The 9,170-nt window shown below is 32.1% G+C and carries 11 protein-coding genes; 2 read left to right on the top strand and 9 right to left on the bottom strand.

The window, feature by feature from the left end; translation table 11 throughout:
* The 9 genes from AC0OM3_RS25755 to AC0OM3_RS25715 form a co-directional block, all read right to left on the bottom strand.
* The coding region (locus AC0OM3_RS25755) for a P27 family phage terminase small subunit (protein ID WP_474213215.1) at window positions 1–313 on the bottom strand (313 nt) is incomplete at its 3' end.
* 107 nt (window positions 314–420) lie between these two features.
* Window positions 421–729: a hypothetical protein gene (locus AC0OM3_RS25750; RefSeq protein WP_000587661.1), complete on the bottom strand. Its 309-nt coding sequence runs from the start codon at window positions 727–729 to the stop codon at window positions 421–423.
* A gap of 2 nt (window positions 730–731) precedes the next feature.
* A complete protein-coding gene (locus AC0OM3_RS25745; protein WP_229172754.1) occupies window positions 732–1,001 on the bottom strand; it encodes an HNH endonuclease in 270 nt (89 codons plus the stop codon).
* 481 nt (window positions 1,002–1,482) lie between these two features.
* A complete protein-coding gene (locus tag AC0OM3_RS25740) occupies window positions 1,483–1,707 on the bottom strand; it encodes a hypothetical protein (RefSeq protein ID WP_000422426.1) in 225 nt (74 codons plus the stop codon).
* Window positions 1,707–1,874, bottom strand: a complete 168-nt coding sequence (locus tag AC0OM3_RS25735; RefSeq protein WP_000526239.1) for a hypothetical protein — start codon at window positions 1,872–1,874, stop codon at window positions 1,707–1,709. Before AC0OM3_RS25735 ends, AC0OM3_RS25740 begins: the two co-directional genes overlap by 1 nt.
* 55 nt (window positions 1,875–1,929) lie before the next feature.
* The gene (locus AC0OM3_RS25730; protein WP_000096322.1) at window positions 1,930–2,328 is read right to left on the bottom strand and encodes a DUF3942 family protein; all 399 of its coding nucleotides are present in this window, start codon (window positions 2,326–2,328) and stop codon (window positions 1,930–1,932) included.
* Between the two features lie 667 nt (window positions 2,329–2,995).
* Window positions 2,996–3,538, bottom strand: coding sequence for a site-specific integrase (locus tag AC0OM3_RS25725; RefSeq protein ID WP_046946245.1), 543 nt, complete (start codon window positions 3,536–3,538; stop codon window positions 2,996–2,998).
* Window positions 3,535–4,005: an ArpU family phage packaging/lysis transcriptional regulator gene (locus AC0OM3_RS25720; protein WP_046946246.1), complete on the bottom strand. Its 471-nt coding sequence runs from the start codon at window positions 4,003–4,005 to the stop codon at window positions 3,535–3,537. The genes AC0OM3_RS25725 and AC0OM3_RS25720 overlap by 4 nt, the downstream gene beginning before the upstream one ends.
* 349 nt (window positions 4,006–4,354) lie before the next feature.
* Window positions 4,355–5,011, bottom strand: coding sequence for a DUF6944 family repetitive protein (locus tag AC0OM3_RS25715; protein WP_046946247.1), 657 nt, complete (start codon window positions 5,009–5,011; stop codon window positions 4,355–4,357).
* Window positions 5,012–7,709: 2,698 nt separating this feature from the next.
* On the opposite strand from AC0OM3_RS25715, the gene AC0OM3_RS25710 reads away from it, so the two are divergent.
* Window positions 7,710–8,174: an exosporium protein D gene (locus tag AC0OM3_RS25710; RefSeq protein WP_474213214.1), complete on the top strand. Its 465-nt coding sequence runs from the start codon at window positions 7,710–7,712 to the stop codon at window positions 8,172–8,174.
* Window positions 8,175–8,416: 242 nt separating this feature from the next.
* Window positions 8,417–9,148, top strand: coding sequence for a hypothetical protein (locus AC0OM3_RS25705; protein WP_046946249.1), 732 nt, complete (start codon window positions 8,417–8,419; stop codon window positions 9,146–9,148).
* Window positions 9,149–9,170: the final 22 nt, after the last annotated feature.

Here is a 9,170-nt window from a genome sequence, read left to right as displayed (position 1 = left end):
CATCGTCATCATTACTTCCATCGTATACAGGTTCTTTTAAACCAAGCACTTTTAATAAGTCCGTCATACGCTTATTGGTTTCACGAAATTCTTTCGTAGCTGGATTAGCTTTCATTCCCTTTTGGCTTTCACTATTCTGCCATTCAATCATTGGTCCATTCTTTTTAATTTCTCTCGCTAATTTGTTTTTCGTATCGAACAATGTTATGTAATCGTCGACAAGGTCAACATAGTGCATACCATTCAAATTAGCATTTTCCAATTGTTGTAATAAATCTTGTTTGATTTGTGCTTTCTTTGATAGTTTTTGCACATGTACCCCCCCTCTTAATTTGATATCTCAAAAAATATTTTTTCCCATCTCCTCCCCCCGTTGAACGGTCCTCCTACTAAAAGCCGAACTTTTTGACCGGGGGGTGTTTAAGAAACTAATTCAAAGTAAGTTTCAATAAAATCCAAAATAAAAAAGACTTCTTCACTAGAAATCTTTAGCATGTCTGTTGTAAATATTAAATTCTCTTCTTCTTGCAATCTTTCTCTAACATCATTAAGTTTAAGTCGTTTGCACTTTCTTGGGTTCACACAATCTCTTATTTGGCAGTAACGCCAGTAAGCATACTTTCGGAACTGATTAAGCATGTCGCGCTCATATGACGTACGCTCGTCCTTCTCAGCGTATTGAATCATTAAGTCAGTATCAAATGTCCAACTACCATCCACAATAATCATAGCTACCACCGTTCCTCATTCATGAACTTAGGTACCTTCTTCTCAACCTTATCTAACCGATCGTGTACTTCATTGTGACATCGAATACATAAGCATTGCAGGTTATCTAAATCCATTGCTAAGTGTGGATGTGTCTTCACTTCTTTAAGGTGATGCACATTCTCAGCAGCTTTGTATTTACCTTTTGACTTACACATCTGACATTCACAATTATCACGCTGTAAAGCCTTTAGCCTCAGCGCTCTCCATTCTTTAGACTTATAGAACTTCATAAGCTTACCTTCTCTTATGAGCTTAATATAGTCCATTGTTAACACACCGTCCTCGCTCTTATGCATCTAGGCTTGCGATTTATAACCTGTGACTTCATCACTTTATGTCTAAAATATCCATATACTTGTTTAGGTGTTGTTGGTTCATAGTCATAATCTAGGCATTGTGTAAAAGCTCTAGCCATTTCCATTATTGATTCCCAATTATCTCGAATCCAATTGCTGATTACTTTACACGCTTCATATAACTTATAGAACTCTTTTAATCTAGTCTCAATTACATCTTCCATCTCCTCAACCCTTTCTTAACTTTCTCCAAAAAAAGATATCTTCTTTGAATGTATAAACTACAATCAAAGAAAGTGTAGGACTTTTAATAATCCCGAATTTATGTAGAAAATATGAGAGCAATCCATTTTTATAATATCTCTTAGCCCATCTAATCTGAGCAATCCACATTCCTAATAGGCTCTTCATTTACTCACCCCTTATCTTTCTCTAACAAATCATCCAATAATTTTTTGGTTACACTTGTTACAGCTTCTTCCTTTTCTTCAAGTGTTGCTTTTTCTTGTAACTCATCTAACACTTGAATGACATCTGGTAACCTTTCTAATCCCACATACTGTTTTATTTTCTTTTTGCTACGAAGAGCGCGAAGGATTATTCCAATGACCATTGCTTTTTCAAGCTTATTTAATTCCACTATTCATCATCCTTTAAAATCAAATGTTCAATTCCTTTTAATCCTTCATCATCAACATGTAGAGTAACTCTTTTTAAAATTTGAATCACATCATCTAATGTTTTGATTTTATTTGGATCAATCTTGTGTGGATACGTTGATTTAAATACTATTGTTTCGTTCCCCATCATTCATCCTCCTCAAAAATAAAAAGCACCCGAATGGATGCTTTTTTAAAATAAATTATTGACCTAAAATCCCCTCAAACGCCTCATTCAAATATTCCACCAATATGCCTTCAGTGAATATTTCTTCACGGTTTTTACTGAATAGTTTTCCTTCTTGTAAAATAATTTCGTCCAAATCTTCATGTATGAATGTATCTGTTGTTTTTTTCACTTTAATAGTATTAGTACTTTCGTCCACTCTAACTCTAAATTTTACATTTTGTATTCTTAGTTCCGAATTCTCATTCGATGTAGAAATAAAGTAATCGTATCCATCTATTTGTTTTAAACTTTCTTCAATTTTTTTCATACATGGAAGTATTACCTGATTGTATTTTTCGCGTAATATCTTTTCTTCTACATCTGCAGTCACAACTACCTTTACTCTTTCAATGAATTGATCTAAACTACTCATCCGTTCCACAACCCTTTCTACATTTAATATTAAACTTATAAACCAATACAATTGTATCATGTTCAGAATTTAGAGTCTTATTGAAAATCAACAAAAGAGCAACATTGCGCTACTTATTCTTCCTTCAAAATATGAATACGGTAAATGAAGTTTTATCCTTCTTCCAATCACCTAATGTTGCCCCATCAAACCGCTCGTACATTATTAAGTAACTGGAAGAAGAGCAAAAGCTCTCCTTATTAACGGTGACATTCAATCAGTACCATCTGCTGGTTTCGGATTTTATGTGCCGTCATTATGAAGCCGTTTAGAAATTTAGAAACAACATAGTGAGTTGTGTTTTCCGCCACTTCTCACAATACAAATATATCATGTTAAAAACCAAAACGTGTCCGTAAATCGTTCGCAAATAGTCCGCAGATAGTTCACAAATAGTTCGCGTTTTTTATTTATGCATTTTTTTACATCGTTTTTCAGCCTCTTTTCGCATAGTTTTGAATAAATATGTTCTTTAATCCTAGGAAATGAATTAGCTATAATCTGGATTGTGTTGAGTTAGCCTATCCTGTATTTTCTTAGAGCTATCAAGCTTTCCAGTATTTCATCAAAATGAATTTGACACTTTCAGTTTAAGGCTAATTAAATAAATGATAAAAAAATAAAGGAATTAGATTTTAAATTTCCTTTGATAATCATTTAATGCATCTTGTTGAATTCCTATATATCTTAAAGTCTCTTTTTGATCTGTATGGTTTAACATTTGTTGTAATGCAACTACATCTTTAAACTGTTTATAATGATGGTACCCATAGGTCTTTCTTAGCGAATGAGTTCCAATACGTTCTAAGCCAAATTCTTGTGCTGCCTGATTCAATATGACATATGCCATCGATCTTGTAATAGGCCTATTCTTTCCATTCCTACTTTTAATAAGAAATTCATTCTTCGGTTTTCCTTTTGTATAATCCCTTAATGCTTTCTTTAAATCTGAAGGCATCTTCACATCTTTGATCTTATTAGTTTTCTTTTCGCGAATAAAAATATTCCACCCTTCAACATCACGTACTCGCAAACGTAGAATATCTGAAATGCGTAATCCTGTATTAATACCAAGAAGGAACAGAATGTAATTACGTTCATTCTGTTCCTTAAAATATTCTTTTAGTTCTTTAATCATTTCTTTATCACGAATTGGCTGTACAATGTTCATACGCTTTGCTCCTCTTTTTGTCTACATATTTTTAGATATACCTCTTTCTTTAGATTGAAAGCTAAACGTAATATCGCACGTCCTTTTAACTTATAATACTTTGTTTTGCCTATACCTAAATCCATCCAGATATCGGGATCATATCCAATATCATCTTCCATATAAAATTTCACGATGACCTCCCGTTCATCATCTCTTAGGCGATTCACAGCATCATACAACCAACTCATAAATTCTTTTCTTTCTTGTTCATACTTAATTCTTTCAATTGCGATATTCTCAGTTGAACTATTACACTTGTTTGTAGTTGATGGAGGAACAATAGAATATGATGGCGTCAATTTTGGTAGCATATCACATGGCATTGTTGCTAAATATGTACGATACTGGCTGAACACTTTTTCAATTCCTTGTTTTGTCCTTTTCCCATCCACGATTGGCATTTTAAATGATAATTGTTTATTCATATTTAATTCCTCCATTGTTATTATTTTTGTCTTAATGCTCCGCGTCTTCGTTCATAACAAGGTCTATGCATCCCCATTAAATCCTCAATTTCACGAGTACTTAATTTCTCTTTTGGTTTTGTCTTATTTTTCTTCTTTCCTTGCTTGGATTGATTTTTCCATTCATGTAACTAATCCTTTAACACCCTCATCTCCCCATCTCCCTTTTCAAAATAAAAAGGACACCTATTCCTAAAACAGCTTTAATTGCTGCTTTAATGAATTGGTGTCCTCTAGTTTTCTAGCCGGACTATATTCTGTTTGCTTTTACTTTAAAATAATTATTTGTTAACTGTTTTATTAAATCACTCTATTCATCATTTCCCTCCAATTCCTCACTCTCTTCACGTATTTGTCCAATTAATGAAATTACAGAACCAACTGCTTGAACCCAACTTCCTATAATATCTATTAGTTTCCCTTCTTCATTTTCATTAGTTTTTTTATTTACCTGAGTGTCTATATCTTTCTCCACATCATTTACATTACCTTCTTTATTAGACCGGTCCTCATTCCTGATACTTTTTAATTCTTCAATACCTCCTATTGCCTGTAATGAATTCCCAATTGATTGTAATAAGTTTCCTATAATATTTAAGGATTCATCTTTATCGGATGTATCCTCAAATTCATCTGCTAATGCTGTAAGTCCACCCAAAGCCTGTGTCCAATTCCCAGCAATCACTAATTTAATTTGTGTTTCTTCTTTAAACTCAATAATCAATCCGGATATTACAGTAACATTACCAATTGATTGAATTTCATTACCGATTTGTTCAAGCGACACTTCTCCTTGACCATCAGCCTCTAAAGCATTTCCAACAGCCTGCAATACGTTTCCATAAACATTTAAATCCTTTCTTACATTACTGCTTATAAAATCAAAAGGCGTACTTCCAATAGCGGAAGTAATAGTTCCTATTGCTGCTACCCATGCACCAAATATCTCTTTAAATTGGTTTTCCATTTAAAACATATCCCAGCATTAAGTAATTAATATAATCCTATTCAATTCCCCACCTGACTGTTAATAATTTTAAATTACTCTTTACTTTCTCATTTTATAATAAAGTATTATAAAAGTAATTTTTAGGAATTATGCAAATTTGTTAAACGTACTTCTATATTGATTTTATACATATTACTGAATCAACTTTATATACCAACTACATCTTTAAATTTATTAAAATACTTAAGAATCATTATCCGCTCCACACAATGTTAAATGTTCAAATAACTCATACTGATCAGCGAAACAATCTAAACATTTTGGACAGATATGCATTTGTATCACCACTTTCTTTTAAAATAAACCTTTCATTAAGTTCTATTCCCATATAACTCTTCCAATTCTGTTTATACTCTAACTGTAACTTTAAGTTACATACCGCTCATATTAAAAGGATTATTTTATTCAGTTCTAACTTTACTCCCGATTTACAAATGTAATTACCTCACAAAAAAATAATAACATTAACATCTCGAACAGTGAGTTATTGCGTTATAATATTAGTAAATTCGCCCATGTACGTATACCCTATATGAATTGCTAGGATAAATCATATCCTTTTTTAAAAGAGAGTTTCTACACTTGAATAGAACTCAACATTCTGTCAATACTATAAATGACACGGTAATCTTTTCTCTGATTTCCTTACGCGAGCAGTTAACTTTTGTTAGCTGCTCTATTATTGAATAAATTTCTAGAACATGTTAATAATATAAGTACACCAAGGTTGAATACGAATGACCATTGTGTACTTCTTATTCACTGTGCAGTTAGCTTTTGCTAACTGCTTTTTTATTGCGTTACAACTCTCGCTTCTTGAAATACTCCTTGACTACCTTTTTCCCAATAAGTACCCATTCTTTATTCACCTTGAAAAAATTTTGAGATCCGCTCTATGCTATAGATACATTCAATTATTGAACTTCCTAATTTAAGTATTAAGTGAATATAACCCCATTTTATTCCAATACTATGAAACAATTTAAAAGGTTATTTTAAATTCTTTCCACTCTAGCTCTCTTGGTCGAGAGGTGAGCAGTTAGCTTTTTCTGGCTGCTCTTTTACATTGAAATAATAATGAAATTTTGTTCTTTTTTTCTTGATAAAACATATAAATTTAACCTCAGCAGTTAGCTCAAAAAGTTACCTCCTATCGTATGAGCACCATATAAAGGTGCTCTTTTTTATATTCACTACACAAGAAAAAATATTATGCATACCTTATAGTGAGTGAACTCACATTACTTGTTTTCTCCTGAAAGTTTTGGTCAAAGAGCATTTACAAACGATGCTCTTTTTCATTTTCTATAAAATAAAATTTTTTATGAAAGATACACACTTAACCGAAAATAACTTCATAAAATATTCTGAGTTCCTTTCTTTATAAAATAGTCATTATAAAATGAGGCTCGTCACGAGAGCACTTTACTAAGTGCTCTTTTTATATTCCAACTTAATACAAAATGAAATTTTTATATAAAATACAAACAACTTAATACACATAATTTCATATGATATATTGCATCATTTCTTTTTAAAGTAGATAGTCGTTACAGAAGGGCACTTTTCGAAGTGCTCTTATATTTACATACCAAATAGCGTTTTTGCTAAAAACCTTTCACGTTTAAATTGGACAAGCATATTTTGTTGTATGGTGACTATCTAGTCATACAAATCTAAAGCGGTCATAAAAAATAAAGCTTTAGACATACACCACTCTAAAACAGCATGCATATAATGTCATGTTTCCTCTTTCAACTTATATTTTGGGAAAGAGCGCTTTAGGAAAGCGCTCTTTAAATATTAACTAAATATTTTATATAAAAGCTGCACCTATACTAGAAACGTACATACAATACTCATGATTATTTCAGAATTGGCCATGGAGCACCTTTTACGGTGCTCTTTATTTGTTACTAAATAAGGGTATTGTTAAAGAACTGAATAAAATATAATATTCTGCTAATACTAATCTCAATACAACCTGCTTCTTACCCAGGTTGTATTGAATAGAGCAGTTAATGCAAATCACTGCTCTATTTTAATTTTTGTTACATAAACTTGATATTTTCGTCCATGCTATACAAAACTCACGAAATATTTATACCGCTTAAATTCGTGGATGTAATATTCTTATAGCAGTTAGCCTATGCTAGCTGCTCTTTTGTATTTAGTTAAAAATAAGTTTTAGGTCTTATTCCTTTTCTACATCATATAATTTTAACCTAAACATTCAGCTCAAAGTGTTACCTCCTATCTTAAAGAGCACTTATGCATGGTGCTCTTTTTTATTTTTTTCTTTCACTTCTGAATAACATTTTTAACCCTGTTCATACTATTTTTGTAACTTAATGTTACAAACTATTTCTGTAAGCGCAGCGTTTCTTTTGTACAACAAGCAGTTAGTTTTATTAACTAGCTGCTTTGTTGTGCAAAAGAAAGATCTGCACATGTATTAAGAACATACATAAAATATCATGTGGTATTCTTTTTCAATATTATTTTTTATCCGAGAGCGTCTTGAATGGCGCTCTTTAATTTTTAAATAACATTTCCAGGTAATTATGAGAGCGGATTTTATTATGTTGTACAAGCACTAATTCGCTTTATTAAATAGACTATATAGATATCTAAAAGAAGGGAGCTTTAAATTCATATGGCTGATTACTTTTATAAAGAGGGTAAAAAATATTATAAAAACCAATCGCATTCCAACAATCAAAAAAACAACTGTTTTATTGAAACTCATAAGATAGCTGGTTCTGCAGAAAATGAAAATGGAAATATACCTGTATCTGTTTTCCTTGAAACCACCGCTCCACAAACTGTATTTGAGGATTTTACAAACAATCATAATAAAACATTAATTCAGTTATTCGTTGTCGGTATGAGTGCACCCGTTCAAGTAACTATTCTAACAAGAAGATCTAGCGTACCAATTACTACTACATTACAACCTGTTCAAACAAAAATATTTCAAGTTGAAGATTTTCAAAGTCTTACTCTTACAAAGCAGGAAGGTTCTACTAGTGTAGTTAGTTTATTTGTTCAAAAAACATTTTGTATATGCTGTAACGATAATAACGATTCATGTGATGAATATTACCACGAATGTAATTGATATATTAAATCACCAGAAGACCCCTTTATATTAAGGGGTCTTTTCCTTTCACTCCCCTCATTTTCCCGTTTTTTATTAAAATAACTATTTTGTTAAAAATCTTTCTTCATTCTTTTTAGATCATGTAACATATCTTACTAAATAAGGATATATTCCACAAAATTTTGAAAGGAGGAATTTTTATTAACACAACTTTAATTTCTCATTTTTATAACGAAGAGTATCTGCTTCCGTGGTGGTTAATGCACCACACAAAATTATTTGATCATGGCATTCTTATTAATCGTGGGTCTACTGATCGTTCGGTTGAATTATGCAAATTATTTGCACCTCATTGGGAAATCCGTGAATCAAAGGTATTAGAGTTTGATGCCATTTTAGTTGATCAAGAAGTAATGAACATAGAAAAAGAAATTACGGGATGGAAAATGGTGCTAAATACCACTGAATTTCTTTGCTGTGTTGATAAGGAAGCCTTTTTCTCATCTCTTGCCACTTTAGGGCAAAACATGTATGCTATTAGGACTATTCTGATGGTGGATGACCCTGCTCACGGTTATACCAATCCGAGATACGGAATTCCCCTTGTCAAACAGCGTTATCATGGGAGAATAATCCCCCCTAATCCACCTGCTCCATACTATGGCGGTAGATTAATCCACCATTATTCGCATGGTAACTATTGGGCAGGGCGGCATTGGTCACCTCATCCATTTATCGTTTACATGTATCCTGCTTTCATTTTAAAATTCTTTTACAGCCCCTGGAATACAGCTATGAAAAACCGAAAATTACAAATTGGGCCTACTCTTTCTAAACATAGCATCCAGCGTGGCTTAGGTACTCATCATCTGGCAACACTAGATAAATTAGAAAAAAATTATATACACTTTACAACCTCAACTACTGATCTTCGGTTAAACCCGGAATATCAAGTTTTATTTCCAGATTTATGTTTTCCTAACTTACAGTAATGTCCTTAAAAAACATTCATAT

This window comes from Bacillus sp. FAU20, assembly GCF_056033865.1.
The sequence above is the reverse complement of the archived record's forward strand: the minus strand, read 5'-3'. Positions and strand labels throughout refer to the sequence as shown.